Below are 26,318 nucleotides of genomic sequence, written 5' to 3'. Positions count from 1 at the left end.
TCGACGTCACACAAGGCAGAAGCATGGACAAAGGCATACTCAAGAACGTTTCGATCAATTTCATCGGGCTGATCCTGCCGACCTTCGTGTCGCTGGTGACGGTGCCCGCGTATATCCACGCGCTCGGCGTCGAACGCTATGGCGTCGTCAGCCTCGTGTGGACGCTGATCGGCTATTTCGGGATCCTCGATCTCGGGATGAGCATGGCCGCGCAGAACCACATCTCGAAGGCGCTCGCGAGCGGCAACGACGACGAAAGCGCGCGCGTGTTCTGGAGCGCGTTCTGGCTGAATCTCGGCACCGGCGTCGTGGGCGGGCTGCTGATCTATTTCGGCGCGTTCGTCTACACCGCGTATTTCACGAAGGTGTCGGCCGCGATGCAGCACGAGGTGTATCTCGCGCTGCCGTGGCTCGCGCTCGCGATTCCGCTGGCGAACGTGTCGTGGGTGTTCGCCGGCGCGATCAACGGCGCCGAACGCTTCGGCGTGTTCAACACGAATCAGACGATCGGCACGTTCCTGTTCCAGTTGCTGCCGCTCGGCGCCGCATGGTGGATCGCGCCGAACCTGCAGACGGTGCTCGCCGCGGCAGTCGTCGCGCGCCTGATCGCGGCGGTGATGCTCGGCCACGCCAGCATCAAGGTGCTCGGCATCCGGCGCATCGATCCGCCGCAGTGGGGCACCGCGAAGGGGCTGTTCAACTTCGGCGGCTGGATGCTGATCGCGAGCACGACGAGCATGATCGCGGACACGCTCGACCGCGTGATGCTCGGCGCCGGCATGGGCGCGAAGTTCGTCACCTACTACACGGTGCCGCAGAACCTCGTCACGCGCCTGAACATGCTGCCGAACGCGCTCGTGCGCACGCTGTTCCCGCGCCTGTCGGCGGTCGGCCGCGATCACGCGGACACGCTCGCACGCCAGTCGCTCGAATTCCTGAACGGCGTGTTCACGCCGGTCGGCATCGTCGCGATCTTCGCGCTCGCGCCGTTCCTCACGCTGTGGGTCGGCGCCGATCTCGCCGCGCATTCGGCACCGGTCGGCCGCGTGCTGGTGATCAGCGTGTGGCTCGTCGGCCAGGCGAGCGTGACGCGCATCCTGATCCAGTCGCAGGTCAACCCGGCCCGCGCGGCGTTCGCCGGGCTCGTCGAGATGCCGTTCTTCGTCGGCGGCCTGTGGTTCGGCATTCATCACTTCGGGCTGATCGGCGCGGCGGTGGTCGTCGCGGCGCGCGCGTTCGTCGACTACGGCGTGCTGCTGTACCTGTCGGCGATCCGGATGCGCGCGATCGTGCTCGACATGCTGGCGCACCTGGCCTTCCTGCTCGCGAGCCTGTTTCTCGCGCAGGCGTGGCCGGGGCTCGGCGAGTCGATCGGCATGTGCGCGATCGTGCTGGTGCTGAACGTCGCGTGGTCGCTCACGATGACGCCGGGGCTGCGCGCGCTCGTGCGTGACCTGTTTGTCCGTCTCAATGCGAGGAAAACCGTATGAATCGCGATCTGGCGGAACACGCCGTTTTGAATCTCGCCACCGCCGATGCGGCCGTGGCCGAAGCGGGCGACGCCGCCGCGCTGCGCCGGACCATGCCGACCGAGCGGGCCAGCGCGCGGCAGCCGGCGCGCGCGCTGCGCGTGGCGATCGTCCACGACTGGCTCGTCACCTATGCGGGCGCCGAGCGCGTGCTCGAACAGATCGTCGCGTGCTTTCCCGACGCGGACCTGTTCAGCCTCGTCGATTTTCTCGACGACCGCGCGTTCGTGCGCGGCAAGCGGGTGACGACGTCGTTCATCCAGAAACTGCCGTTCGCGCGCACCAAGTACCGCAGCTACCTGCCGCTGATGCCGCTCGCGATCGAGCAGCTCGACGTGTCCGAGTACGACCTCGTGATCTCGAGCAGCCACGCGGTCGCGAAGGGCGTGCTGACGGGACCGGACCAGGTGCACATCAGCTACGTGCATTCGCCGATCCGCTATGCGTGGGACCTGCAGCACCAGTACCTGGAGCAGTCGAACCTCACGCACGGGCCGAAATCGCTGCTCGCGCGGATGATTCTTCACTACATCCGAAACTGGGACACGCGCACCGCGAACGCGGTGGACGGCTTCGTCGCGAACTCCGCGTTCATCGCGCGGCGCATCAAGAAGGTCTACCACCGCGACGCGGCGGTGATCTTCCCGCCGGTCGACGTCGACGGTTTCTCGCTGAATGCGGTCAAGGACGATTTCTACCTGACCGCGTCGCGGATGGTGCCGTACAAGAAGATCGACCTGATCGTCGAGGCGTTCTCGAAGACGCCGGAGCGCAAGCTGGTCGTGATCGGCGACGGCCCCGAGATGCAGAAGATCCGCGCGAAGGCCGGCCCGAACGTCGAGATCATGGGCTACCAGCCGTTCGCGGTGCTGCACGACCGGATGCGGCGCGCGAAGGCGTTCGTGTTCGCGGCCGAGGAGGATTTCGGGATCTCGGTCGTCGAGGCGCAGGCCTGCGGCACGCCGGTGATCGCATACGGCAAGGGCGGTGCGCTCGAAACCGTGCTCGACCCGCAATCGGGCGCGAACCCGACCGGGCTGTTCTTCGACGAGCAGACGCCGCACGCGATCGTCGCGGCCGTCGACGATTTCGAGCGCGCGCCGCAGCGCTTCACACCGAACGCATGCCGCGCGAACGCGGAGCGGTTTTCCGCCGATACGTTCCGGCGGCGCTTTCTCGACTATGTGGAAACCGCGCTGCCCGGCTCGACCGCGCAACGCGGCACGGCCGTCGCGCCGATGCCGGCCGCGCGCGGCCCGGCGACGCTCGTGCTCGACCAGAGCGGTGTGCTCGGCGGCGCCGAGCTGTCGCTGCTCGAGATCATGAAGCACATGCGCGCGAACGCCGACGTGCTGCTGTTCGACGATGGCCCGTTCCGCGCGGCGCTCGACGAGATCGGCGCACGCGTCGACGTGGTCGACCAGGGCGCGCTCGCGGGCGTGCGCAAGCAGGGCGGCGTGTCGGTCGGCGCATTGAAGCAGCTCGTGCGGCTCGTGCGCGACGTCGCGCGGCGCGCGCGCCGCGCCGAGGTGATCTACGCGAACACGCAGCGCGCGATGGTGGTCGCCGCGCTCGCCGGGCGGCTCGCGCGCAAGCCGGTGGTCTGGCATCTGCGCGACATCGTCAGCACCGACCATTTCGGCAGCAAGCAGTTGCTGGCGATCAAGTACTGCGCGCGGCTCGGCGTCACGCGCGTGATCGCGAACTCCGACGCATCCGCGCAGGCGTTTCGCACGCTGACGGGTTTCACGCCGCAGCACGTCGACGTCGTGTTCAACGGCATTTCGGCCGAGCCGTTCGATGCGCTGGAAGGCGTCAGCCAGGCCGCGCTGCGCGCGCGCCTCGGGTTGCCGCAGGATGCGTGGCTCGTCGGCTCGTTCAGCCGCCTCGCGCGCTGGAAGGGGCAGCACCTGCTGCTGGAGGCCGCCGCGCAGCATCCCGACATGCACGTGGTGCTGGTCGGCGCACCGCTGTTCGGCGAGGACGAATACGCGGCGCAACTGCACGAATACGTCGCGCGGCACGGGATGGACGCGCGCGTGCATTTCCTCGGGTTCCAGCGCGACGTGGCCGCGTGCATGACGGCGGTCGACGTCGTCGCGCACACGTCGATCACGCCCGAGCCGTTCGGGCGCGTGATCGTCGAAGGGATGCTCGCGCGCCGGCCGGTCGTCGCGGCCCGCGCGGGCGGCGTCGTCGAGATCATCGAGGACGGCGACAACGGGCTGCTCTGCGAGCCGGGCGATGCGACCGCACTGGCCAACGCGCTGGACACGCTGAAGCGCGACGGCGCGCTGCGCGAGCGGCTCGTCGCGAGCGGGCGCGCGACGGCGGTGCGCCGGTTCGGCACCGAGACCTACGTGGAGCGGGTCGAGAAGATCCTCGCGGATACGGCGAAGGCCGCGAAGGCGAGGAAGCAGGCGTAGCCGACGGCGCCGGCCGGCGGGAAACGAGCCCTCATGCGGCGTTCGCTGCGTGGGGGCTTCGTTTTTCAGCGGGCGTGTTGGGTCGGGCGAGCGGCGGATCGGTTGTTGCGTGCCATGTCGGGCGCGGGCTCGCCCGGTTGCCGGTTCGATCTGGATCGTGCTGCTGACGGCGCTGCAAGGCGGCCAGGGGGGCGCCGGAACGAATCCGATAGGGCGCTCAGGGCAGTGGCATCGCAGCCGGACAGGCAGCCGTCAGGCGCCGGCATGCAGGGTTGGTTGCATACCCACCCGACCCGCCATGCAAACGCGCTTCGGCATGAAAAAACCCCCGCGCAGCGAGACGCCGCACGGGGGCTTCGGAACCGCTCCGGCCGGATCAGGCGGCCCGTTCGGGCGCCGGCGCAACGGCGCGGGCGGGGCGCGTCGGCTTGAAGCTGGCCGACCACGTCATCGCGGGCCGCTCGAACAGCCGGTAGAAGATGTACGCGACCGGAATCGCAGCGGCCATGAACGCGATCGACGGCCAGATCGACAGTTGCAGTTCGGAGTGGAACAGCACGGAGCCGAGGCAGACGAACAGCGGCAGGTGGATCAAGTACAGCGAATAGCTGAAGTCGCCGAACCAGCCGAGCACGCGCAGCGGCGGCGTCGAGCGCGGCGGGCGCGCGAGCGCGCGATACAGGAAGCACGCGAAACCGGCCGACCACAGCTGGAACGCACCGTACTGGCCGAAACGGAATGCGCCGCAGCCGGCGGCCAGCAGCACGGCGGCCGCGACGTACCACGCGCGCGACGGCACGGTGGCCGGGCCGCGCGCCTGCTGGGCACGCACGTCGGCGATCCATGCGCCGATCGTCCAGGACAGCCAGTACGACGTGAAGAACTGCAGGTCGTGCCGTTCGAGCAGCCACGCCGACGCGACGTTGACCAGCGCGACCGCGGCCACGACGGCCGGCATGCCGATGCGCCGGCGCAGCGCGAACAGCAGCGGATAGATCGCGTAGAACTGCACTTCGAGCGACAGCGTCCACAGCGCGCCGTTCGACCCGTACGTGTAGCCGGCGACGCCCTGCAGCGAGAACAGGTTCACGAGGAATGCCGTGAGGCCGATGTCGCGGATCTTGTGGCTGACGGGCTCGATCTGCAGGCTGACCGCGTCGAGCGCGAGCGTGAACAGCAGCGCGGCGAGCAGCACCGGGTAGATGCGCGCGAACCGGCGGGCCCAGAAGTTGGGCGCGTCGAGCCGGTAGGCGGGATCGGCCGCGAGCTTGAGCGCCGCGTTGCGGTGGATGCAGTAGCCGCTGATCACGAAGAAGATCGGCACGCCGGCGGAGCCCCACGCGAACGGGAAGGTCAGGTAGCCGACGATCACGCTCGGGTCGAGTGCGCGACCGTAAGCGTGATGGAAGGTCTGCATGCCGACCCAGACGACCTGGCGGCAGTGGAAATAGGCGACGAGCAGCGCCGCGAAGCCGCGCATCGCGTCGATTACGTGTTCCTTGCGATCGGCGACGGGCGGCGCGGTCAGAGACGATCCGCTGAAAGCTTGCATGCGATTCGATTCCTTGCGACGGGTGAGTGGAAGGCGGACGAACGGAAAGTCTCATCGTAATGCGCAAGAATTCGATCAATGAATAAAAAAATCTCGCCCGGAAATATCGGGATTCCACATGATGGTTTTATCGGGTTCTGAAAGCGGTTCCGCAGGCGCGTCAATTATTTGCCGATTTTTTTCTGATAGTTTGAAGCTCCAGTTGATTGATGCAAGGAGCGGCAAGATGGACATGCATTGGATCGCGAGCGCTGCAGTACTGCTGGTCATGGCCGTGCTGTCGGCGTACCGCGAAGCGCTGAAGAACGAGCCGATTCGCCCGGGCCTCGAACGGGGCGGCGTGCCCTATATCGAGGAATTCGAATCGTAAGAATTTGTATCTGGAAAATCGGTAATTTGTTTCTGCTTCGGCACACGGTCCGGAAATATCGACCGGATTGAAGAGATTATATTTTTTTCGGAATAATTGGGCAATCAGTCCATATCGAAAATGAGCGGAGTGGAATTGGCAGTGCCGTCGATTCTCGATATGCCGTTCGGAACACAATCGCGCCGGGTCGCAGCAGGTCGACGCGGCGCAGTCAACGCAATCAGGATGCGAACATGTTGAAAGTCACCAAGGCCGTGTTCCCCGTTGCCGGTCTCGGCACGCGGTTCCTCCCGGCAACGAAGGCGAGCCCGAAGGAAATGTTGCCCGTCGTCGACAAGCCGCTGATTCAGTACGCGGTCGAGGAAGCGATCAACGCCGGTATCACCGAGATGATCTTCGTCACCGGGCGCAGCAAGCGCGCGATCGAGGATCACTTCGACAAGTCGTACGAGATCGAGGCCGAACTCGAGGCGCGCGGCAAGGAAAAGCTGCTCGAACTCGTGCGCGGCATCAAGCCGAGCCACGTCAACTGCTTCTACGTGCGCCAGCCGGAAGCACTCGGCCTCGGCCATGCGGTACTGTGCGCGGAAAAGCTCGTGCACGGCGAGCCGTTCGCGGTGATTCTCGCCGACGACCTGCTGCACGGCGAGCAGCCGGTGCTCAAGCAGCTCGTCGACGTGTTCGACCACTATCACAGCTCGGTGATCGGGGTCGAGACGATCCCGCGCGAGGACAGCCGCTCGTACGGCGTCGTCGAAGGCCGCGAATGGGAAGAGGACATCATCAAGCTGTCGGGGATCATCGAGAAGCCCGCGCCGGAGGATGCGCCGTCGAACCTCGGCGTGGTCGGCCGTTACGTGTTCATGCCGACGATCTTCGATCACCTGCGCAAGCTCAAGCCGGGTGCAGGCGGCGAACTGCAACTGACCGATGCGGTCCAGACGCTGCTCGCGAACGAGCAGGTGCTCGCGTACCGCTACTACGGCACGCGTTTCGACTGCGGCAGCAAGATCGGCTATCTCAAGGCAACCGTCGAGCTGGCGCTCCAGCATCCGGAAGTGAGCCGCGAATTCGAGGCGTACCTGCGTACCTGCTTGCCCGCGCTGGCTGCTGTCGCGTAAGCAGCCGCGCGCTTCATTGTTTCAGGTGGTGGTTGTTCCGTTGGCCCCGGCCGCTCAGGCGCCGGGGCTTTTTTGCATTTGCCGGTGCGCGATCGTGGCGCGTGCGGCCGGCTTGTCGTGTCGTCGTGTTCGAAGGGAGTGCGTGGCGTGTGCGGAGCGAGGCGCTTCGGCGCGCTCTGGCGTCATGCTTGAAACCGGAGCCGAAGCACTTGCCGGGCGAACGGGGCGGTGTTGTCGTTACGCGATGCGCGTCGACGTTCGCGCCGGCGCCGGTTTCGTCGATGTCGGTTCATGACGCGGCGCCGCTGCGTGTCAGTTTCCCGGCGCTACTTGTCTCGCGGTCTTCCCGCGCCTTTCCCGTCCGGTGTTTTCCGCTTCCGCGCGGCGCTCAACGCGCCGACGTGCCCGGCCGCGCGACGAAGTGCCGGGCCAGCATCGCGGCAATCGGCTTCTTGAAGTCGAGCAGCCTTTTTTCGAGATAGCGCCAGGACAGGTGCGCGAGCAGCACGGCGAGCGCGAACTGCAGCATCTCGGGCAGCGCTTCGCGGACGATTTCCGGCATCGGCACGTGCGCGAAGAGCGCGGGCATCGCGCCGAAGCGCGTCGGAATCAGGTTGTGGAACAGGTAGAAGCCATAGCTGATCGTGCCGAGATAGACGAGCGGTGCCCAGTCGAGCAGCGTCACGACGGGATGCTCGGGTTCGCTGACGATCCACAGCATCAGCGCGCCGAGCGACGCGGACAGGCCGAGATCCGCGAGCCCCGCGACCGCGTCGGGCAGCGCCGTGCACGCGGGCAGCGCGAGGAAGAACACGACGCCTGCCGCGCCGAGCCAGCCGGGCGGAATGCGGCGCACGGCGGCCGGGCCGTGATCGGCGAGTGCGATCGCGCCGACACCGCCGAGCGCGATCAGCGCGAAATTCCATGGGGAAAACGCGTAGATCAGCACCGGCGACGCGTCGGACAGGTAGAGCGCGAGATGCGCGAGCGCGCACAGCGCGACGGCCGCGACGCCGAGCGCGACGTGTCGCGCGGCGGGCACCGCGAGCAGCGCGAGCGGCGCGATCAGATAGAACTGCTGTTCAACCGCGAGGCTCCAGAAGTGCGACGTGGAGCCCGGCCAGCCATCCTTGACGGCGCCGATCCAGTAATTCGACAGGAACGCCGCGTGCCACGCGAGCCCGAGGTTGACGCCGCGCTGGTAGAACAGCGCGTGCGCGATCGCGAGCGCCGCGAGCAGCAGGTAGTACACGGGGAAGATCCGCAGCGCGCGCTTCGCGAGGAACAGCGCGAGCGCATGGCGGCGCGTCATGGCGCCGCATTCGACTGCCTGGCGGTTGCGATGCAGCTCGCCGACGATCAGGAATCCGCTGATGAAGAAAAACGTCCACACGCCAAGCTTGCCGACGTCGACGGCAAGGACGTGGCCCTTGTGGGACAGGAAAACGAGGATGACGGCGATGGCTCGCAGGCCGTCGAGTCCTTTGACGTATCTGACTTCGCGCATGGAGGCATCCGGGCATTGAGCGAGCCCAGTATAGGTGCGCAAATATCGAACGTAATTCGCGGTCGGGCACATACGTGAAGGTGTTTTTTGACGCTCGAGCGTCGATGAAGTCGGTCGCGCGCAACAAAACCTGCGGGAAACCCCGCGAAAACGCATAAAAGTACTGCACGAAGCGTCAAGGCGCTTGTAGAATCCGGCGTTGAAGCGCGCGCATTGCACGCTTCGTGTATCCAACGAACGACCACACCTGGTAGGAGAAACATGGCGACTTCCGCAAAAAAGGTGGCCAAGAAGGCTGCCGCCGCACCGGCCAAGAAAGTGGCTGCTAAGAAAGTAGCGCCCGCGAAGAAAGTAGTGGCCAAGAAGGCCGCCGTCGCGAAGGCGCCCGCTGCTCCGACGCCGCTGAAGGACAAGTTCACGAAGGCATCGCTCGCAACGCACATCGCTGAGCGCGCAGCCGTGGAAGTGAAGGCGGTCAAGGCAGTGCTCGTCGCACTCGAGAACGTCGTGCTGGGCTCGGTCCACAAGAAGGGCGCAGGCGAGTTCACGCTGCCGGGTCTGCTGAAGATCACGGCACAAGTCGTGCCGGCGAAGAAGAAGCGCTTCGGCAAGGATCCGTTCACGGGCGAAGAGCGTTGGTTCCCGGCGAAGCCGGCCAGCGTGCGCGTGAAGGCACGTGCGCTGAAGAAGCTGAAGGACGCGGCGGCGTAATGCCGCGCAACGGCGCCGAATGCATGTCGGCAGCCGTTGCGATGTCCTGAGATCCCCGCACGCGAAAGCGTGCGGGGATTTTTATTGCGCCGCGCAAATCGTGCGGCAGCGAAAACGCGAAACGGCTGCAATGTGCGGTTCGATGCGTGCCGCGTGCCGCGTGCCGCGTGCCGCGCTTGCGCAATGCCGGACGGCAATCGTCATCCGCACGTGCCGTTGTACTGCCTCAGCCCGTCGCTCTCGTTACCTCGCCGCTCCCGCTGCGCCAGTTGCGTGCGCATCGTGAGGCCCGCGCATCGTGACTGAATTCGTCCCGCCCGAAATCGCCGGGCAGGTTGCCGCCGCGTGCGCCGCGATCGAGCGGCATCTCGGTGCGACGCTGGATGCGATCCACCTGTTCGGCTCGGCACTCGACGGCGGCCTGAAACCGCGCAGCGACATCGACCTGCTGGTGACGGTGGCCGCACGGCCCGACGAAACGACGCGGCGCGCGCTGATGTTCGACCTGCTCGCCGCGTCGGCGCCGCCCGGTTGCGCAGGCGGCATGCACGCGCTCGAGGTCACCGTCGTCGCGCGCGGCGACGTGGTGCCGTGGCGTCATCCGGCGCGACGCGAACTGCAGTTCGGCGAGTGGCTGCGCCGCGACCTCGAAGCCGGCATCGTCGAACCGGCGCTCGCCGATCACGATCTGGCGATCCTGTTGACGAAGGCGCGGCAGCACGGTGTCGCGCTGGCCGGTCCGCCGGCGGCCGCGCTGTTCGAGCCGGTGCCGGCGCGCGACTTCGCCGCCGCGCTTCTCGCGACCGTTGCGCAGTGGAATGCCGAACCGAACCGAACCGAACCGGACTGACGCGGCGACGAGTGCAACGTGGTGCTCGCGCTCGCGCGCATCTGGTACACCGTGGAAACCGGCAGGATCGCGCCCAAGGACGTCGCGGCGGCATGGGTGCTGGAGCGCCTGCCGGACGCTTGCCGGCCGGTTGTAGCGGCTGCGCGCGCCGCTTATCTCGGCGGCGAAGCGGGTGCTGCGATCCTGTCGGGTGAACCGTTCGCCGCGTTCATCGGCTACGCGCGGCGGACCGTCGAATCGGTGCTGTCGGCATAGCGGCGGTTGCCGCGGTGCGCGCGATCGGCTCGCGGGCCGGCGCCTCACGGATCATCAGCGCTTTCGCCGCCGCCGTACGCACAAGCAGCCGATCCGGACGCTCGCCGGCGATTCGCGACGCCGCTCGACCGGCGCGCCGTCACGCATTCAAGGCACGACGTGCTGCGTCAACCCGCCGTGCCCGCATAGGCAGCCTTCAGCGCGGCGTCGTCGAACTTGGTCATCTGCATCATCGCCGCGGCCACGCGTGCCGCCTTGACCGCGTCGGGATCAGCCATCATCGGGATGAGCGCTTCCGGAACGATCTGCCACGACACGCCGTAGCGGTCCCTGAGCCAGCCGCAGCCGTCGGCCGTGCCGCCGTTGTCGAGCAGGGCGCTCCAGTAGCGGTCGAGTTCCGCCTGGTCGGCGCAGTTGACCAGCAGCGAGATCGCGTGATTGAACGTCTCCGTGCGCGTGTGGCTCATCGCGATGAACGGCTGCCCGAACAGCTCGAACTCGACCATCCGCGTACCGTCGGTGCCGGACACCGACGTGACGCGCACGATGCGCGAATCCGGAAAGATGCCTGCATAGAAGGCCGCTGCTTCTTCGGCTTCCGTCGAGTACCAGAGAAAAGGCGTGATCTTCTGAATCGTCATGGCGAATCTCCTGTCTGTAGTGGCCGGCCGCAAACCGCGTGCCGCCTTCGATACGACGGACGACGGCCGCCGAATTCGACACGCGGGGGCGAATCCGTCGCGCCGGACGAGCGGCGCCGACAGTGCGGATGGTAGTCGCCGGGAGGGAAGACGGCGACTTGCCCGGACATCCGGAAGCGGCGTTAGCGTGCGCTTTACAGCCGCCAGGTGCCGTTGCCGGCCCGCCGGCGTGCGTCGGCGCCGGCTTCGTTCGCCGGCCCGTGCTGGCGCCGCAGGCACGCGGGAGATGGACGAAAAAAAGCCAGCCGCGGCCGAAACCGGGGCTGGCTTTCCAGTTCGGCGGCAAGGCGTCGGAGACGCCATGCACGCCGGATACATCGTTTTTAGAACTTGTGGCGCAGGCCGAGTGCGACGATTTCCTGCGTCTTCGTGCCGGCGATGCCATACGAGCCGACCGATGCTTGCGCTGCCGACGTCGTGCCGTCCGCATTGAGTTGCGTACCGCTCGCGTGCTGGTAAGCGCCGACCAGGTAGATGTCCGTGCGCTTCGACAGCGAGTAGTCCGCGCCCAGCGAAACCTGATGGTACTTGGCGTCCGTGTTGCCGCTCGCCTTCGTGTACGAGTAGCCGAGGCCCAGCAGCACCGGCGGCGTGACCTGGTACGTCACGAACGCGCGGCCCGTGTTGTACTTCTCGGTCGAACCGAAGCCCGACGATGCGTCCGGCTTGTACTGTGCGTTGCTGTAGCCGAGGCCGAGCGTCACCGGGCCGATTGCGTACTGGCCTGCGACTTGCGCGATGCCGATCGACTTCGCCGATACGTAACCCGCGTTGATCGGGCCGTCGACGATGTTGTCCGACGTCGTCGACGTCCAGTCGTTACGGAAGCCCGAAGCCGGCGTCGGGTTGTTCGCGTAGAAGTAGCCGGCAGCAACGCCGACCGGGCCGTTGTTGTAAGCAGCTGCGACCGACCACGTTTGGCCGGAGCCCGTCTTGCCTGCAACACCGCCGAGGGCGTACATGCCTTCGACCTGGAAGCCGGCGAACACCGGCGACGTGTACTTGATCGCGTTGCTGACGCGCAGGCTGTTGTCGTTGTTGTCGACGTCGCCCGGCGTTGCGAAGACGCTGCCGAAATAGTTGTCAGCCGTCACGCCCTGGACCAGGTCGACGATCGGGTCATACTGGCGACCCAGCGTCAGCGTACCGTATTGGTTGCTTTCCAGGCCGACGAAAGCCTGGCGACCGAACATGCGTTTGCCTTGGCCCAGTGCACCCGATGCCGAGTTGAAGCCGTTTTCCAACTGGAAGATCGCCTTCAGGCCGCCACCGAGGTCCTCGGCACCCTTCAGGCCGAAACGGGCGCCTTGCAGGTTGCCGCTACCCATCGACCACGAATTGTTGCCTTGACCGTCGTTACCGTGAACATAGGTGATCGACGTATCGATCACGCCGTACAGCGTCACGCTCGATTGAGCCTGAGCAGCGCCGGCGGCGCCCAGCAGGGCGAGCGAGAGGGTCGAGAGAGCAAGTTTCTTCATCGTTGAGATTCTCCACGCAAGTGATTCATCGTTATTTGTTGCGGATTGGAGAATAGCTCAGTGCCATCGACGCAAGAAAGCTTAAAAAATAAAGTGTCTCGAAAAGGTAACAGCATAAAAAAGTCTATATATATCAAGCACATCAACGACCGTTCCTGTTTTTGAAATAGTTGACAGTTGCTGCGGTGCGATTGTTTCAGTACTTGGTGCACATTGCGGCAGATGCCCCGTTTCGGCCGGTTGGAGCAAGGAAATGAGTAGCTGCAAACGTTTGCGGTTGCAGAGACGAACGCGCCGGCGTGCAAGGAACGTGTCGACGCCGCGCGAATGCGCGGCGGACGGCGTGGTTGCCAGAAGTCGGCGGGTGTGCGGGAAGTCATTTCGCGGCGCGCGCGATGCCGGCGCGCAGCCGCTTTGCGGAACAGGCGGGTGAATCAGTCGTCGCGCATGCGAACGGTTTGAGCGGATACGGTCGGTGCGATGCCGGCGGGTCGATGCGCGTTGCCGCGGGCCGCCGCGAATTCCGCGCCGAGCAGCAGCACGATTGCAGAGAAGTACAGCCACATCAGCAGGACCGCGAACGATCCGGCCGCGCCGAACGCACTCGCGGTGCCCGCATGCGCGAGGTACAGCGCGAACAGCTTCTTGCCGCCGGAGAACAGGATCGCGGACACCACTCCGCCGACCGCGGCGTCGCGCCACGCGACGCGTGCATCGGGCAGGAACTTCATCAACGCGGCGAACGCGGCCGCGAGCACCGCGATGCCGACGAAGAACTGCACGATGTTCGTGACGACGACATACGGCGAATCGCCCAGCAGCCAGGTGCCGACGAACGTGATCGCGGTGTCGAGCACGAGCGACACGATCAGCAGGAACGCGACGCCGAGCACGAGCCCGAACGAGATCAGCCGCACGCGCACGAGCCCGAGCATGCTCGACCAGCGGTTTTCGGTGGCCGGCCAGATCACGCTGAGCGCGGCGCTGAGCGACGCGAACGTGGCCGACGCGCCGATCGCGAGCGCGGCGAACGAGATCAGCGTCGCGAGCCCGCCGCGCTCTCCCGCGCGGTGCGCGTTCTGCACGATCGTCTGGATGCTGGCCGCCGCGTCGTTGCCGATCAACTGGTGCGCCTGTTCGAACACCTGGCCGCGCGCGGCGTCGTCGCCGTAGAACCAGCCGGCCACCGCGATCACCATCACGAGCGTCGGCGCGAGCGAGAACGCGGAGAAAAACGCGATGCCCGCGGCCATCGCGGAGCAGCGGTCGGACGAGAAGCGCTTGAACGCGGTGAGGGCCCAGTTGGCCTGTCGTTGGGCAAGACGGGTCGCGTCGGTGGTGATCTGTCGTTTCATGAGGGTTCGGTCGAGATGCCGTGCGGCGGTCACCGTTGATAATCGGACAATTCAGTATTGATCCGAGGATTCGAACATAGTTGCGCGGACTGTCTATAATTCCTTTCAGTTTCCTCCACCCCACAATAACGCCGAGACCACCATGCTACAAATGTCCCGGCGCCAGTTCCTGAAGGTGACGGCCACGTCGCTTGCCGGATCGAGTCTTGCCCTGATGGGCTTTTCTCCATCCGAAGCGCTTGCCGAAGTCCGACAGTACAAGCTGGCGCGCACCGTCGAAACGCGCAACACCTGCCCTTACTGTTCAGTGGGTTGCGGCATCCTCATGTACAGCCTCGGAGACGGCGCGAAGAATGCGCAGCCGAGCATCATCCATATCGAGGGAGATCCCGACCATCCCGTCAATCGCGGCACGCTGTGCCCGAAGGGCGCGAGCCTGATCGACTTCATCCACAGCCCGAATCGCCTGACGCACCCCGAATACCGGGCGCCGGGCTCGGACAAGTGGGAGCCCATCTCGTGGAGCGACGCGCTCGACCGGATCGCGAAGCTGATGAAGGCCGACCGCGACGCGAACTTCGTCGAGACGGCGGAAGACGGCGCGAAGGTCAACCGCTGGCTCACGACCGGCATGCTGGCCGCGTCGGCGAGCAGCAACGAGGTCGGTTACCTGACGCACAAGGCTGTCCGCAGCCTGGGAATGCTCGTATTCGACAATCAGGCGCGTGTCTGACATGGCCCGACGGTGGCAGGTCTTGCCCCGACGTTTGGCCGTGGAGCGATGACGAACCATTGGGTCGACATCAAGAACGCGGATGTGATTCTCGTGATGGGCGGCAATGCTGCCGAGGCCCATCCGTGCGGTTTCAAGTGGGTAACGGAGGCGAAGGCGCACCGCAAGGCGCGGCTGATCGTCGTCGACCCGCGCTTTACGCGTACGGCCTCGGTGGCCGACTATTACGCGCCGATTCGCACCGGCACCGACATCGTCTTCCTGGGCGGCGTCATCAACTATCTGCTGACGAACGACAAGATCCAGCATGAGTACGTGAAGAACTACACGGACTTCACGTTCATCGTGCGCGAGGATTTCGCGTTCAACGACGGCATCTATTCCGGCTACGACGCGGAGAAACACGCGTACCCGGACAAATCGAGCTGGGACTACGAGCGCGGCGACGACGGTTTCGTGAAGGTCGACCCGACGCTGCAGCATCCGCGCTGCGTGTACAACATGCTGAAGCAGCACTACGCGCGTTATACGCCGGACATGGTCCAGCAGACCTGCGGCACGCCGAAGGAGAAGTTCCTGAAGGTGTGCGAGATGCTCGCTACGACGGCCGTTCCCGGCCGCGCCGGCACGGTGCTGTACGCGCTCGGCTGGACGCACCACTCGATCGGCTCGCAGATCATCCGCACCGGCGCGATGGTGCAGCTGCTGCTCGGCAACATCGGCATTGCCGGCGGCGGGATGAACGCGCTGCGCGGCCACTCGAACATCCAGGGGTTGACCGACCTCGGGCTGATGTCGAACCTGCTGCCGGGCTACATGACGCTGCCGATGCAGTCCGAGCAGGATTTCGACGGCTACATCAAGAAGCGCGTGCAGTTGCCGCTGCGGCCGAACCAGTTGAGCTACTGGAAGAACTACAAGGCGTTCCACGTCAGCTTCATGAAGTCGTGGTGGGGCGATGCGGCGACCGCCGAGAACAACTGGGGCTACGACTACCTGCCGAAGCTGGACAAGCAGTACGACCTGCTGCAGGCGATCGAGCTGATGAATGCCGGCAAGATGAACGGCTACATCTGCCAGGGCTTCAACCCGCTCGCGGCGGCGCCGTCGAAGGTGAAGACGGCCGCGGGGCTCGCGAAGCTGAAGTGGCTCGTGATCATGGATCCGCTCGCGACCGAGACATCCGAGTTCTGGAGGCATCACGGCGACTACAACGACGTCGATGCGTCGAAGATCCAGACCGAGGTGTTCCGTCTGCCGACCACGTGCTTTGCGGAGGAAAACGGCTCGCTCGTGAGTTCGAGCCGCGTGCTGCAATGGCACTGGAAGGGCGCGGAGCCGCCGGGCGAAGCGAAGAGCGATCTCGAGATCATGTCGGGGCTGTTCCTGCGCATGCGCAAGATGTACCAGGCGGACGGCGGCAAGTACCCGGACCCGATCGTGAACCTGACCTGGCCGTACGCGAATCCGGAAAGCCCGACGCCCGAAGAGCTCGCGATGGAGTTCAACGGGCGTGCGCTCGCCGATCTGCCCGACCCGAAGGATCCGGCCAAGACGCTCGTGAAGAAGGGCGAGCAGCTCGCCGCGTTCGCGCAGCTGAAGGACGACGGCACGACCGCGAGCGGCTGCTGGATCTTCTGCGGCGCTTGGACGCAGGCCGGCAACCAGATGGGGCGGCGCGACAACTCGGATCCGACCGGCATCGGCCAGACGCTGAACTGGGCGTGGGCCTGGCCGGCGAACCGGCGGATTCTGTACAACCGCGCATCGTGCGACGTGAGCGGCAAGCCGTTCGACCCGACCCGCAAGCTGATCGGCTGGAACGGCAAGGCGTGGGCGGGCCCCGACATACCGGACTTCAAGGCGGACGAACCGCCCGAGAACGGGATGGGGCCGTTCATCATGAACCCGGAAGGCGTCGCGCGCTTCTTTGCGCGTGCGGGGATGAACGAAGGTCCGTTCCCCGAGCACTACGAGCCGTTCGAGACGCCGATCGGCACGAACCCGCTGCACCCGAACAACCCGCAGGCGCTGAACAACCCGGCCGCCCGCGTGTTCCCGGACGACCGCGCGTCGTTCGGCAAGGCACCGGAGTTCCCGCACGCCGCGACGACTTACCGGCTGACCGAGCACTTCCACTACTGGACCAAGCATGCGCGGCTGAACTCGATCATCCAGCCCGAGCAATTCGTCGAGATCGGCGAAGACCTCGCGAAGGAAGTCGGCGTCGCGCATGGCGAACGCGTGAAGGTGTCGTCCAAGCGCGGCTACATCATCGCGGTCGCACTCGTCACGAAGCGGATCAAGCCGCTGACGGTCGACGGCAAGAAGGTCCAGACGGTCGGCATCCCGTTGCATTGGGGCTTCAAGGGTCTGACGAAGCCCGGCTATCTCGCCAATACCCTGACTCCGTCCGTGGGTGACGGCAACTCGTACACACCGGAATTCAAGTCGTTCCTGGTGAAGGTCGAAAAGGCGTAAGGGGAAAGAGATGGCATTGCAATCGCTGGATATCAAGCGCGTCTCGGCCACCACGACGCCACCGCCCACGGTGCGCGAACCGGTGACCGGGAGCGTCGCGAAGCTGATCGACGTATCGAAGTGCATCGGCTGCAAGGCATGCCAGACGGCGTGCATGGAGTGGAACGACCTGCGCGACGAGGTCGGCACCAACGTCGGCGTGTACGACAACCCGGCCGACCTGACCGAGCACTCCTGGACGGTCATGCGGTTTTCCGAATACGAGAACCCGGCCGGCGACCTCGAATGGCTGATCCGCAAGGACGGCTGCATGCACTGCGAGGATCCGGGCTGCCTGAAGGCGTGTCCGTCGCCGGGCGCTATCGTGCAGTACAACAACGGGATCGTCGATTTCCACGAGGAGAACTGCATCGGTTGCGGCTATTGCGTGACCGGCTGCCCGTTCAACGTTCCGCGGATCTCGAAGAAGGATCATCGCGCGTACAAGTGCACGCTCTGTTCCGACCGCGTCGCGGTCGGCCAGGAACCGGCCTGCGTGAAGACCTGCCCGACGGGCGCGATCGTGTTCGGCACCAAGGAGGACATGAAGCAGCACGCGGCCGAGCGGATCGAGGACCTGAAGGAGCGCGGCTTCGAGCATGCGGGGCTGTACGACCCGCAGGGCGTCGGCGGCACGCACGTGATGTACGTGCTGCACCATGCCGACAAACCGTCGCTGTACCACGGGCTGCCCGACAATCCGTCGATCAGCCCGATGGTGAAGCTGTGGAAGGGCATCGCGAAGCCGCTCGCGGTCGCCGGCATCGCGCTGACGGCGCTTGCCGGGTTCTTCCACTATGTCCGGGTCGGTCCGAACGAGGTGAGCGACGACGAGGAATCGGCCGCGCGCGACGAGGCGCGACGCATCAAGGAGGACGCGAAATGAAGCACGACGACCCCAACCTGATCGTCCGCTACTCGGCGAACGAGCGCACGAACCACTGGATCACCGCGATCACGTTCGTGCTGCTTGCGCTGTCCGGGCTCGCGCTGTTCCATCCGTCGATGTTCTGGCTGACCGCGCTGTTCGGCGGCGGCCAGTGGACGCGGATCCTGCATCCGTTCGTCGGCCTCGTGATGTTCGTGTCGTTCGTGATCCTGGTGGTGCGCTTCTGGCACCACAACGCGCTCGACGCAGACGACCGGCAGTGGCTGAAGCAGATCGGCGACGTGCTGACCAACCAGGAAGACAAGCTGCCGCCCGTCGGCCGCTATAACGCTGGGCAGAAGCTGCTATTCTTTACGTTGGTGGTGTGCCTGCTGTTGCTCCTGCTGTCGGGGATCGTGATCTGGCGGCGCTACTTCTCGTTCTACTTCCCGATCGGGGTGATCCGCGCGGCCGCTGTCGTGCATGCCGTGGCGGCCTTCGTGCTGATCGCGAGCATCATCGTGCACATTTACGCGGCGTTGTGGGTGAAGGGCTCGATCGGCGCGATGGTGCGTGGCACCGTCACGCTGGGCTGGGCTCGCAAGCATCACCCGAAGTGGTTCCGTGAAAGCGTGAAATAACGCACCGGAGCGGGCGGCTCGCCGATCGCGGCGGGCCGCTCCGTCAGCCGTCGGAACCGCCCGAAGCGCCGATCCGTCGGCGCTTGTTTATTTGGAATACATTTCTGTGACACAACGCATTCTCGAACCGACCGAGATCTCGGCACTCGATCATTCGGCCATTCCGCGCTTTCGCCTGCCGGAGCGCGCCACCGTGTTTTCGGCGCGCGCCGCGCGGCTGCGCAAGCTTGCCGACCTGAACCCGATCAGCGGCTACCTGCGGCTGATGGCCACCGTCGCCGATGCGCAGCACGCGACGCTGCAGACGCTGGAGCTGCCGCTGCCGTCGCAGGAAGCGATCGCGCGTGCGCAGCAGCATTCGATGCCGCTCGTGCCGGCGCTCGACGGCGAGCGCGATCCGCGCTGGCGCGCCGTGCTGTACGAACTGCTCGATCGCGTCGAAGGCGCGGGGCTCATCAATCCGCCGCTCGCGAAGCTGCTCGACCGGCTGCGCCTGATGGCGCCCGCCGAACTCGACGCGCAGGCCGACGCGATCCTCGCGCTGCGTTTCGCCGAGGTCGACCCGGCCACCGCGCCGTTCCTGATGGCCGCGCTGCAGGTCGTGTGGACCGATCTCGCCAGCCGCGTGACGCCGGCCGACGTTCCGTATCTCGACCAGCCGGGGCTGTGCCCGGTGTGCGGCTCGTATCCGGTCGCGAGCGTCGTGCGGGTGGGCGGCCAGTTCCAGGGCTACCGCTTCCTGCAGTGCGGGCTGTGCACGACCGAGTGGCACATGGTGCGCACCAAGTGCACGCACTGCGATTCGACGAAGGGCATCGCATACCACGGGATCGAGGGCGGCAGCGAAGCCGTCAAGGCCGAATCGTGCGACGAGTGCAAGACCTACCGCAAGATCGGCTATCAGGAGAAGGACTACGAGTTCGAGCCGCTGGCGGACGATCTCGCGAGTCTCACGCTCGACCTGCTGATGAACGAGGCCGGATACCAGCGCAGTTCGCCGAACCCGCTGCTGTGGCCGGATGTCTCGCGGGAAGCGGATTGACGGCACGGGGCCGGAGCCGGGGGCGGTGCGCGAGCGCCGGCCTCGGCCGACTGCGAAGCTGAGACTGGAGCCACTACCACGTGACCGAACCGGGTGTGAATGAACTGAATGCAGTACTGGCGCGTGTGCCGTCGGTCGAGCGCGTGCTGTCGTCGGCACCGCTGCAACCGCTGCTTGCTGACCATGGCCGCACGCGCGTGCTGAACGCCGTGCGCGCCGAACTCGAACGCTGGCGTACCGCCGCGCAGCACGATCCGGCGGCGGCCGAGCCGCTCGACGAGCCGCGCATCGCCGCGGCCGTCGCGCGCACGCTGGCCACGCAGAGCGCCGGCGCCGTGCGCACGGTGTTCAACCTGACCGGCACCGTGCTGCATACGAACCTCGGGCGCGCGCTGTTGCCCGACGACGCGGTGCGCACGGTGATCGACGTGCTTACGCGGCCCGTCAACCTCGAATTCGATCTCGCCACCGGCCGTCGCGGCGATCGCGACGACCTGATCGACGATCTGTTGTGCGAACTGACGGGGGCGGAAGCGGCGACCGTCGTCAACAACAATGCGGCGGCGGTGCTGCTGACGCTGTCGGCGCTCGCGACGAAGCGCGAAGTCGTCGTGTCGCGCGGCGAGCTGGTCGAGATCGGCGGCGCCTTCAGGATTCCCGACATCATGAGTCGCGCCGGCGCCAGGTTGCGCGAGGTCGGCACGACCAACCGCACCCATCTGCGCGACTACGCGGACGCGATCGGCCCCCGCACCGCGCTGCTGATGAAGGTGCACTGCAGCAACTATGCGATCAGCGGCTTCACGAAGGAGACGACGCTCGCCGAACTCGCGGCGCTCGCGCGCGAGCACGGGCTGCCGGTCGCAGTCGACCTCGGCAGCGGCACGCTCGCCGACCTGTCGTTATGGGGGCTGCCGCACGAGACGACCGTGCAGGAAACCGTCGCCGCCGGCGCAAACGTTGTCACATTCAGCGGCGACAAGCTGCTCGGCGGGCCGCAGGCCGGCCTGATCGTCGGCGATCGCGCACTGATCGCGAAGATCAAGAAACATCCGCTCAAGCGCGCGCTGCGCGTCGGCAAGCTGACGCTCGCGGCGCTCGAGCCCGTGCTGCGGCTCTACCAGGCACCCGAGTTCCTGCGGGAGCGGCTCACGACGCTGCGCCTGCTGACGCGTCCGCAGCGCGAGATCGCCGAGGCCGCCGAGCGCGTGCGCCCGGCGCTGCAGGCCGCGCTCGGCAATGGTTTCGACGTGACGGTCGAACCGATGTTCAGCCAGATCGGCAGCGGCGCGCTGCCGGTCGACCAGTTGCCGAGCGCGGGGCTCGTCGTGCGCACGCCGGACGGTAAGCGCGGCGGCCGCGCGCTTGCGCAGCTCGAGAAGCGGCTGCGCGAATGGCCGCGCCCGGTGATCGGCCGCATCGCTGACAACGCGCTGCGGCTCGACCTGCGCTGCCTCGAAGCCGCCGACGAAGCGGCATTCGTCGCGCAATGCGTGCCGCCCGCGGAGCCCGCCGCATGATCGTCGGTACCGCGGGGCACATCGACCACGGCAAGACGACGCTTGTGCGCGCGCTGACGGGCGTCGATACCGACCGGCTGAAGGAAGAGAAGGCGCGCGGCATCTCGATCGAGCTCGGCTACGCGTATACGCCGCTCGAGAACGGCGACGTGCTCGGCCTGATCGACGTGCCGGGCCACGAGAAGCTGATTCACACGATGGCGGCCGGCGCGTGCGGGATCGACTTCGCGCTGCTCGTGATCGCCGCCGACGACGGCGTGATGCCGCAGACGCGCGAGCATCTCGCGATCCTGCAATTGCTCGGCGTCACGCACGGCGCGGTCGCGCTGACGAAGTGCGATCGTGTCGACGCCGCGCGGGTCGCCCAGGTGCGCGACGAGATCGCCGCATGGCTGCACGACTCGACGCTGGCCGACGCGCCGATCTTCGAAACCCGTGCGACGGCCGTGGACGATCCGGGCGTCGCCGCGTTGAAGCGTCACCTGGCCGACGCGGCGATCGCATGGCGCGCGCGCCGCGACGACGGCCTGTTCCGGCTCGCGGTCGATCGCGTGTTTACGCTCGCGGGGCAGGGGACCGTCGTGACGGGCACCGCGTTCGCGGGCCGCGTCGCGACGGGCGACACGCTCGCGATCGTGCGCACGGGCGGCGCGGCGCGCGTGCGCAGCATCCATGCGCAGAACCGGCCGGTCGAGTCCGGCCGCGCGGGCGAGCGTTGCGCACTGAACCTGGCCAGCGTCGACAAGGCCGACGTCGAGCGCGGCGATACCGTCGCCGATGCGCGGCTCGCCGCGACGTCGCCGCGCGTGGACGTCGAGTTGACGCTGCTCGCGGACGCGGGGCTGACGCTGACGCACTGGGCGCCGCTGCACGTGCATCTCGGCACGCTGCATCGCGTCGCGCATGTCGCGCTGCTCGACGGCGACACGCTCGCGGCCGGCCAGCGCATGCGCGTGCAACTGGTATTCGACGAACCGGTGTTCGCGCTGCCGGGCGACCGGTTCATCGTCCGCAATCCGCAGGCGACGCGCACCGTCGGCGGCGGTCGCGTGCTCGATCCGTTCGGGCCGGCGCGCAAGCGCCGCACGCCCGCGCGCCGCGCGTGGCTCGATGCGCTCGCCGAGTGGCTCGACGCGGGGCGCCTCGATGCGCTGCTCGCGCAGGCGCCGCTCGGCATCCCGCGCGCGATGCTCACGCATCTCACCGGTTTTGCGTCGGGCGCGCTCGCGTTGCCCGACGACGCGCTGGCGATCGGGCAGCGCGATGCCGCGTCGAACGACGGCGCGGTGATTTCGCATGCGCACTGGCGCGCGCTGCAGACGCGGGCGATCGAGACGCTGCGCGCGTATCACGAGCGCATGCCCGACGAGCAGGGGCTCGACGCCGCGCGCCTGCGGCGGATGGCGGCGCCGCTCGCCGGCGATGCGCTGTGGCGCGCGCTCGTCGATGCGCTGGTGGGCGGCGGCGAAGTCGCGCGAAGCGGTCCGTGGCTGCATCTGCCGTCGCATTCGGTGAACCTCGATTCGCGCGAGGAAGCGCTGGCGCGGCAACTGTTGCCGCTGATTCATGCGAGGCGCTTCGATCCGCCGTGGGTACGCGACCTGGCCCGCGACACGGGCGCGGCCGAGGACGCGGTGCGCACGCTGCTGCGCAAGCTCGCGCGGCGCGGCGACGTGCACCAGGTCGTGCGCGACCTGTTCTATCACGCGGATGTCGTACGCGAGCTGGCGGAACTGGTCGCGCATCTCGCGCCTTCGCAGGGAGGCGGGCTCGATGCCGCGACGTTTCGCGACGCGACGGGGCTCGGCCGCAAGCGCGCGATCCAGATTCTCGAGTTCTTCGATCGGGTTGGGTATACTCGCTTCCGCCGCGATCTTCACTTCCTGCGGCCTGACAGCGGTTGGGTGGGTATTCAGGCGTAGGCGCTCGTTGTTCTTTTGGTTTTTCTCGTCACGGAAGGCATTCGTATCCGGTGGTACGGCTGGACTTCAAATCCGGTTGGGGGTGTCAGACACTCCCGGGTAGGTTCGACTCCTGCTGCCTTCCGCCATCCCGTTTTCTTGCGAATCGGCGTGCTTGACGGCGCGCACTTTCGCCGTGGCGCCGGCGCTGCACAGCGGCCGTAAACGAGAAAACTTGATCGGGAAAAGCACTGAAAGTTTGCGAATTATTTCCCGGCTATAGTGAAATTACTGGAGGTAGGCGCGGCGCCTTTTGCCGATACCGACCAGGTAATGACTGTAGACGGGTGCTGCATGAAAAATAAAATCGAAAAGACCGCCGGACCGATCTGGGGTGTGGCTGCAGGATTGCTTCTTGCCGCCGCAGGACTGAGTCTCGGCATCTTCCCGACGTCCCTGCACGGATCGGGAACCGCAAACGACTTCATGGCGTCCGGTGCCGCGATGCTGGGCATCTTCCTCGTCGTTTATTCCACGCACGAGTTACGAAGAAAGCGCGCGCACTGAGCGATCGCGCGGCGCCGACCCGTGAAAAGCAACTCGAGCCGGCGACGGCTCGGGCGTGCGCTCTGCGCGAGCCGCGCGGGGTTTCGTGCGGGCTACGACTTGCGGATTTCGTGGTTATAGACGAGTTCGACGATTCGCTTCGTCGGGATGCTCGCGCGCAATTCGTCGACGCCGTTGATGGGAAACCACCTGCATTTCTCGATCTCGTTGTTCGCTTGCGGTGTCTGGTCCGGGCCGACTTCCGCGAAGAACACGTGATGTGCCTTCGCGAGCCCGGTGAAATGCATCGAGTAAACGAGATTCTGGCCGGTTATGCCGGTTTCTTCGCACAACTCGCGATGCGCGGCTTCGAGCGGTGTTTCCCCGCGCTTGATCGTGCCGCCCGGAAGGGCCCAGCGCGACGACGCGCGCGCGACGAGCAACACCCGGCTGTCGCGGTAGCAGACGATCGTCGACCGTTCTTTGATGGGTACCGCGGTCGATTGTGGGGAACTCATGGGCTCAAGGGCATAGGCACTGGCGAGATTCTAGCCACCGTTGATCGCGGTGCCAAGGCAGCATCGGCCGGAACCGCTCAATCATGCGGAAACGGGTCATGTGCAGGATGACGTATGCGAGCACCCGGAACCGTCGGGGCTGGACGCAAAACAAGCTCGCCCGATCGGCACCGCAATCGGGCCAGGAAGGCAAAGCTGCCCGCAGCGTGCGAATTACCGGCGAATCGGCTGGAAAGGGAGCGTTTACAGGAGGATTCGCCCGGCTATAGGGGCGCATACTTGAGACCCCAATAACCAGACCGGGCACGGCAATGACTACCCTAAGCATGCAAACGATCGTTTGCGGCAAGACCATTCAGGTAGCGCTGATGACCGATGCCGGAACGGCCAGTATTTTCGTGATGGACAATGACGACGGCTCCCATCAGCCACGGATCATGAAGGTGCGCCAGTACCTCGATGCGGGCATGACGGATGAGGGCGTCGTCCGCCATGTGTTGAATATCGTCGTGGCCTCGATCGCGCGGCGTGGCCAGCCATGGGCGCACTGAACTTCTTCTGAGCGGCCGTCGGCACAGGGCCTGCGCTGCCGCGGTTTGGTGGAAACGGGATTCGGCCGGGATGGCGAGACGCACTCGACTCGGGTGCAATGCCTGCGATCAGGTCGGAAGCAAGCAGCGATCGCATCTTCCTGTCGAACGAGGCGGGCGGGGTCGATCAACCAGTGCGGGGATCATTCTGGTTCTTCCGGCTGAAGTCAGGGACAAGCGCACGCCGGCGGCGATCTGGCCGGCTTCGATGTGCGTGACGATGCGGCTGCATACGCGACTAAGTGGGCGCACGGCTGGACAGTCCAGGTCGAACGCAAAGCTTGCCTGGGGTGAGTCTCCACGGAGTTCGTTTTCGTCAACCGGGCCTTGCGCGACATCACCCGTCTTCGGGCACGATGTCGACGCAGCTTGCGGCGTCAGGATCGTGCGCACGGCATTCGGTCCACCTTTCGCAAGCGGCAACGATACAGAAGGGCGATACAAAGGCGATCAGGATCAGGGCGGCGTTGCAGCTTCGGCTCGAGTATCGGGCCACGGGCGCACTACCCCCTGGGGTGTTTCATCTCCTCGGCTTCCATTGCCGCGTTTCGTTCCTCACTCGCGGAAACGGGTTCCATGGCCTCGTCGATCGAGGCCAATGCATACTCGCAGGCCAGCTTCGTTTCCTCGACGTCGGCGACGGGCTCTTCATCGTCGGTGGGGGGAGGATCGAGCATGTCTCTGAGCATCGTCGCCAGTTCCGGGGTGTCCCACGGTTCGCCGCGTTGTTCCTTTTTCTTGATGTAGTGGCGGATCTCCGCATCCTGTTCGGGTGTCAGTGGAAGGTGCCGAAAGGTGCTGTTTGGGGTGGCATCAGTCATGATATTGCTCCGAAGTCCGGCATGGTCCCGGTCTGGCTGCTTCCCGGGCTGCGTACATGCCGGAAAAATCGATAAGGATGACGGACCGATTCGCGAGTGTGGCCGGGTTGAAGCGACTCGCGCGACGGCCGCCGCCGCTGATACTGCGTTCGCCGAGCCGATACTGCAGCCTGCAATTCGGCATTCAAGATGTGCCTGGTCCCGAATCGAGCGCAATCGAATGCTCGGACACGCGTGGCAGATTCTTATTTGCGGAAGTTCGGATCCCGGATTCGATCGAGGCGAGCGAACAGTTCATTGATTTGGCGTTCGAGTACCTTATTGCGCTCAAATCGTGTCCGGAGTGTGTCGAGCTTGACACGCCAATACGCCGGATCGCTCACTGGCGATCGGTTGATGAAGGCGTCATGTGTTTGCTCGAGCAGTCCGATCGCTCCCCTAATGTGAGCCAGTTCGCGCTCCACATCGCAGTACCAGCTCATGTTTGCCGACTCCCGGTTATGGTTCGATTCTTGGCTTGCTGCACGGCGAGTGCGTCTGACTTCACTCGACAGCCGCCGCGCGGGCAAATTTCGAGCGATGTTGTTCTCAGTGCCCCACGGGCAAAATCCCGACCGCTGCGTCGAAGCCGGCGCCGTCGTCACGCGCGCGGTCGTTCTGCGCCGGCACATGACGGAACATGAGCGGGCAACGTTCGAATCCAAGACGGAGACGCACGCTCATGACGAGCTTCTGAACGTTCGGTCGCGACGACTCGCGG

General features: G+C 65.9%; 22 protein-coding genes, 1 tRNA gene and 1 pseudogene. 15 read left to right on the top strand and 9 right to left on the bottom strand.

Features of this window, described 5'->3' with window-relative positions; all coding sequences use genetic code 11:
• The first annotated feature begins 23 nt into the window (after positions 1-23).
• Both OEJ37_RS16910 and OEJ37_RS16905 read left to right on the top strand, forming a co-directional pair.
• On the top strand, positions 24-1,490 hold the full coding sequence (locus OEJ37_RS16910; protein WP_072444086.1) for a flippase: 1,467 nt from the start codon (positions 24-26) through the stop codon (positions 1,488-1,490).
• Positions 1,487-3,955: a glycosyltransferase family 4 protein gene (locus OEJ37_RS16905; RefSeq protein WP_263344921.1), complete on the top strand. Its 2,469-nt coding sequence runs from the start codon at positions 1,487-1,489 to the stop codon at positions 3,953-3,955. Before OEJ37_RS16910 ends, OEJ37_RS16905 begins: the two co-directional genes overlap by 4 nt.
• A gap of 376 nt (positions 3,956-4,331) precedes the next feature.
• Here OEJ37_RS16905 and OEJ37_RS16900 read toward each other — a convergent pair whose 3' ends face one another.
• A complete protein-coding gene (locus OEJ37_RS16900; RefSeq protein ID WP_174420542.1) occupies positions 4,332-5,507 on the bottom strand; it encodes an acyltransferase family protein in 1,176 nt (391 codons plus the stop codon).
• A gap of 226 nt (positions 5,508-5,733) precedes the next feature.
• Here OEJ37_RS16900 and OEJ37_RS16895 point away from each other — a divergent pair, with 226 nt between their 5' ends.
• The gene (locus tag OEJ37_RS16895; protein ID WP_006479318.1) at positions 5,734-5,877 is read left to right on the top strand and encodes a hypothetical protein; all 144 of its coding nucleotides are present in this window, start codon (positions 5,734-5,736) and stop codon (positions 5,875-5,877) included.
• 233 nt (positions 5,878-6,110) lie between these two features.
• Positions 6,111-6,998, top strand: coding sequence for a UTP--glucose-1-phosphate uridylyltransferase GalU (gene galU / locus OEJ37_RS16890; protein ID WP_034179975.1), 888 nt, complete (start codon positions 6,111-6,113; stop codon positions 6,996-6,998).
• Positions 6,999-7,386: 388 nt separating this feature from the next.
• On the opposite strand, the gene OEJ37_RS16885 is transcribed toward galU, so the two are convergent.
• Positions 7,387-8,505, bottom strand: a complete 1,119-nt coding sequence (locus OEJ37_RS16885) for an acyltransferase family protein (RefSeq protein WP_175941650.1) — start codon at positions 8,503-8,505, stop codon at positions 7,387-7,389.
• Positions 8,506-8,766: 261 nt separating this feature from the next.
• Between OEJ37_RS16885 and OEJ37_RS16880 the strand changes: the two genes are divergently transcribed.
• Positions 8,767-9,216 (top strand): HU family DNA-binding protein, encoded by a 450-nt coding sequence (locus OEJ37_RS16880; RefSeq protein ID WP_034179973.1) that lies wholly within the window; start codon positions 8,767-8,769, stop codon positions 9,214-9,216.
• 298 nt (positions 9,217-9,514) lie between these two features.
• Positions 9,515-10,321 (top strand): annotated as a pseudogene (locus OEJ37_RS16875) (AadA family aminoglycoside 3''-O-nucleotidyltransferase).
• Positions 10,322-10,488: 167 nt separating this feature from the next.
• On the opposite strand, the gene OEJ37_RS16870 reads toward OEJ37_RS16875, so the two are convergent.
• The 3 genes from OEJ37_RS16870 to OEJ37_RS16860 form a co-directional block, all read right to left on the bottom strand.
• The gene (locus OEJ37_RS16870; protein ID WP_263344919.1) at positions 10,489-10,962 is read right to left on the bottom strand and encodes a VOC family protein; all 474 of its coding nucleotides are present in this window, start codon (positions 10,960-10,962) and stop codon (positions 10,489-10,491) included.
• Positions 10,963-11,345: 383 nt separating this feature from the next.
• Positions 11,346-12,503, bottom strand: coding sequence for a porin (locus OEJ37_RS16865; protein ID WP_263344916.1), 1,158 nt, complete (start codon positions 12,501-12,503; stop codon positions 11,346-11,348).
• A gap of 434 nt (positions 12,504-12,937) precedes the next feature.
• Complete coding sequence (locus OEJ37_RS16860) at positions 12,938-13,858, bottom strand: YihY/virulence factor BrkB family protein (RefSeq protein WP_263344915.1); 921 nt, start codon at positions 13,856-13,858, stop codon at positions 12,938-12,940.
• A gap of 142 nt (positions 13,859-14,000) precedes the next feature.
• Here OEJ37_RS16860 and fdnG point away from each other — a divergent pair, with 142 nt between their 5' ends.
• The 8 genes from fdnG to OEJ37_RS16820 all read left to right on the top strand — a co-directional run bounded on the left by fdnG (position 14,001) and on the right by OEJ37_RS16820 (position 23,650).
• Positions 14,001-17,072: a formate dehydrogenase-N subunit alpha gene (gene fdnG / locus OEJ37_RS16855; protein ID WP_175941659.1), complete on the top strand. Its 3,072-nt coding sequence runs from the start codon at positions 14,001-14,003 to the stop codon at positions 17,070-17,072.
• A 10-nt stretch (positions 17,073-17,082) separates the two neighbouring features.
• Positions 17,083-17,997, top strand: a complete 915-nt coding sequence (gene fdxH, locus OEJ37_RS16850) for a formate dehydrogenase subunit beta (RefSeq protein WP_034179967.1) — start codon at positions 17,083-17,085, stop codon at positions 17,995-17,997.
• Positions 17,994-18,620, top strand: a complete 627-nt coding sequence (locus OEJ37_RS16845; RefSeq protein WP_263344912.1) for a formate dehydrogenase subunit gamma — start codon at positions 17,994-17,996, stop codon at positions 18,618-18,620. Before fdxH ends, OEJ37_RS16845 begins: the two co-directional genes overlap by 4 nt.
• A 106-nt stretch (positions 18,621-18,726) precedes the next feature.
• Positions 18,727-19,662: a formate dehydrogenase accessory protein FdhE gene (gene fdhE, locus OEJ37_RS16840; RefSeq protein ID WP_263344910.1), complete on the top strand. Its 936-nt coding sequence runs from the start codon at positions 18,727-18,729 to the stop codon at positions 19,660-19,662.
• 80 nt (positions 19,663-19,742) lie between these two features.
• Positions 19,743-21,182, top strand: a complete 1,440-nt coding sequence (gene selA, locus OEJ37_RS16835; protein WP_263344909.1) for an L-seryl-tRNA(Sec) selenium transferase — start codon at positions 19,743-19,745, stop codon at positions 21,180-21,182.
• Complete coding sequence (selB, locus tag OEJ37_RS16830) at positions 21,179-23,104, top strand: selenocysteine-specific translation elongation factor (protein ID WP_263344907.1); 1,926 nt, start codon at positions 21,179-21,181, stop codon at positions 23,102-23,104. Before selA ends, selB begins: the two co-directional genes overlap by 4 nt.
• 32 nt (positions 23,105-23,136) lie before the next feature.
• A tRNA-Sec gene (locus OEJ37_RS16825) sits at positions 23,137-23,232 on the top strand.
• A 205-nt stretch (positions 23,233-23,437) separates the two neighbouring features.
• Positions 23,438-23,650: a hypothetical protein gene (locus OEJ37_RS16820; protein WP_175917727.1), complete on the top strand. Its 213-nt coding sequence runs from the start codon at positions 23,438-23,440 to the stop codon at positions 23,648-23,650.
• Positions 23,651-23,742: 92 nt separating this feature from the next.
• Here the strand turns inward: OEJ37_RS16820 and OEJ37_RS16815 are convergent, their stop codons facing one another.
• The gene (locus OEJ37_RS16815; protein WP_263344906.1) at positions 23,743-24,147 is read right to left on the bottom strand and encodes an NUDIX hydrolase; all 405 of its coding nucleotides are present in this window, start codon (positions 24,145-24,147) and stop codon (positions 23,743-23,745) included.
• Between the two features lie 326 nt (positions 24,148-24,473).
• Here OEJ37_RS16815 and OEJ37_RS16810 point away from each other — a divergent pair, with 326 nt between their 5' ends.
• Positions 24,474-24,698, top strand: a complete 225-nt coding sequence (locus OEJ37_RS16810; protein WP_254624665.1) for a hypothetical protein — start codon at positions 24,474-24,476, stop codon at positions 24,696-24,698.
• Between the two features lie 542 nt (positions 24,699-25,240).
• Here OEJ37_RS16810 and OEJ37_RS16805 read toward each other — a convergent pair.
• From OEJ37_RS16805 to OEJ37_RS16795, 3 genes are all read right to left on the bottom strand, one after another.
• A complete protein-coding gene (locus OEJ37_RS16805; RefSeq protein ID WP_174420529.1) occupies positions 25,241-25,558 on the bottom strand; it encodes a hypothetical protein in 318 nt (105 codons plus the stop codon).
• A 245-nt stretch (positions 25,559-25,803) separates the two neighbouring features.
• Entirely contained in the window at positions 25,804-26,040 is a 237-nt protein-coding gene (locus OEJ37_RS16800) for a hypothetical protein (protein ID WP_174420528.1), read from the bottom strand.
• 106 nt (positions 26,041-26,146) lie between these two features.
• Positions 26,147-26,281, bottom strand: coding sequence for a hypothetical protein (locus OEJ37_RS16795; RefSeq protein ID WP_263344904.1), 135 nt, complete (start codon positions 26,279-26,281; stop codon positions 26,147-26,149).
• Between the last annotated feature and the right edge of the window lie 37 nt (positions 26,282-26,318).

This window comes from Burkholderia sp. BKH01 (assembly GCF_025685725.1).
Taxonomy (GTDB): Bacteria; Pseudomonadota; Gammaproteobacteria; order Burkholderiales; family Burkholderiaceae; genus Burkholderia; species Burkholderia pyrrocinia_C.
Note: the sequence above shows the minus strand (reverse complement) of the source record. Positions and strands in the feature narration are given on the sequence as shown.

Bases quoted from the DNA above. Each gene is read 5' to 3' on its own strand.
- OEJ37_RS16900 (WP_174420542.1), bottom strand. From the start codon at position 5,507: ATGCAAGCTTTCAGCGGATCGTCTCTGACCGCGCCGCCCGTCGCCGAT.
- galU (WP_034179975.1), top strand. From the start codon at position 6,111: ATGTTGAAAGTCACCAAGGCCGTGTTCCCCGTTGCCGGTCTCGGCACG.
- OEJ37_RS16810 (WP_254624665.1), top strand. From the start codon at position 24,474: ATGCAAACGATCGTTTGCGGCAAGACCATTCAGGTAGCGCTGATGACC.
- OEJ37_RS16870 (WP_263344919.1), bottom strand. From the start codon at position 10,962: ATGACGATTCAGAAGATCACGCCTTTTCTCTGGTACTCGACGGAAGCC.
- OEJ37_RS16805 (WP_174420529.1), bottom strand. From the start codon at position 25,558: ATGACTGATGCCACCCCAAACAGCACCTTTCGGCACCTTCCACTGACA.
- OEJ37_RS16905 (WP_263344921.1), top strand. From the start codon at position 1,487: ATGAATCGCGATCTGGCGGAACACGCCGTTTTGAATCTCGCCACCGCC.
- OEJ37_RS16845 (WP_263344912.1), top strand. From the start codon at position 17,994: ATGAAGCACGACGACCCCAACCTGATCGTCCGCTACTCGGCGAACGAG.
- OEJ37_RS16815 (WP_263344906.1), bottom strand. From the start codon at position 24,147: ATGAGTTCCCCACAATCGACCGCGGTACCCATCAAAGAACGGTCGACG.
- OEJ37_RS16800 (WP_174420528.1), bottom strand. From the start codon at position 26,040: ATGAGCTGGTACTGCGATGTGGAGCGCGAACTGGCTCACATTAGGGGA.
- OEJ37_RS16885 (WP_175941650.1), bottom strand. From the start codon at position 8,505: ATGCGCGAAGTCAGATACGTCAAAGGACTCGACGGCCTGCGAGCCATC.
- selB (WP_263344907.1), top strand. From the start codon at position 21,179: ATGATCGTCGGTACCGCGGGGCACATCGACCACGGCAAGACGACGCTT.
- OEJ37_RS16880 (WP_034179973.1), top strand. From the start codon at position 8,767: ATGGCGACTTCCGCAAAAAAGGTGGCCAAGAAGGCTGCCGCCGCACCG.
- OEJ37_RS16860 (WP_263344915.1), bottom strand. From the start codon at position 13,858: ATGAAACGACAGATCACCACCGACGCGACCCGTCTTGCCCAACGACAG.
- OEJ37_RS16795 (WP_263344904.1), bottom strand. From the start codon at position 26,281: ATGAGCGTGCGTCTCCGTCTTGGATTCGAACGTTGCCCGCTCATGTTC.
- OEJ37_RS16865 (WP_263344916.1), bottom strand. From the start codon at position 12,503: ATGAAGAAACTTGCTCTCTCGACCCTCTCGCTCGCCCTGCTGGGCGCC.
- OEJ37_RS16910 (WP_072444086.1), top strand. From the start codon at position 24: ATGGACAAAGGCATACTCAAGAACGTTTCGATCAATTTCATCGGGCTG.
- fdxH (WP_034179967.1), top strand. From the start codon at position 17,083: ATGGCATTGCAATCGCTGGATATCAAGCGCGTCTCGGCCACCACGACG.
- OEJ37_RS16895 (WP_006479318.1), top strand. From the start codon at position 5,734: ATGGACATGCATTGGATCGCGAGCGCTGCAGTACTGCTGGTCATGGCC.
- OEJ37_RS16820 (WP_175917727.1), top strand. From the start codon at position 23,438: ATGAAAAATAAAATCGAAAAGACCGCCGGACCGATCTGGGGTGTGGCT.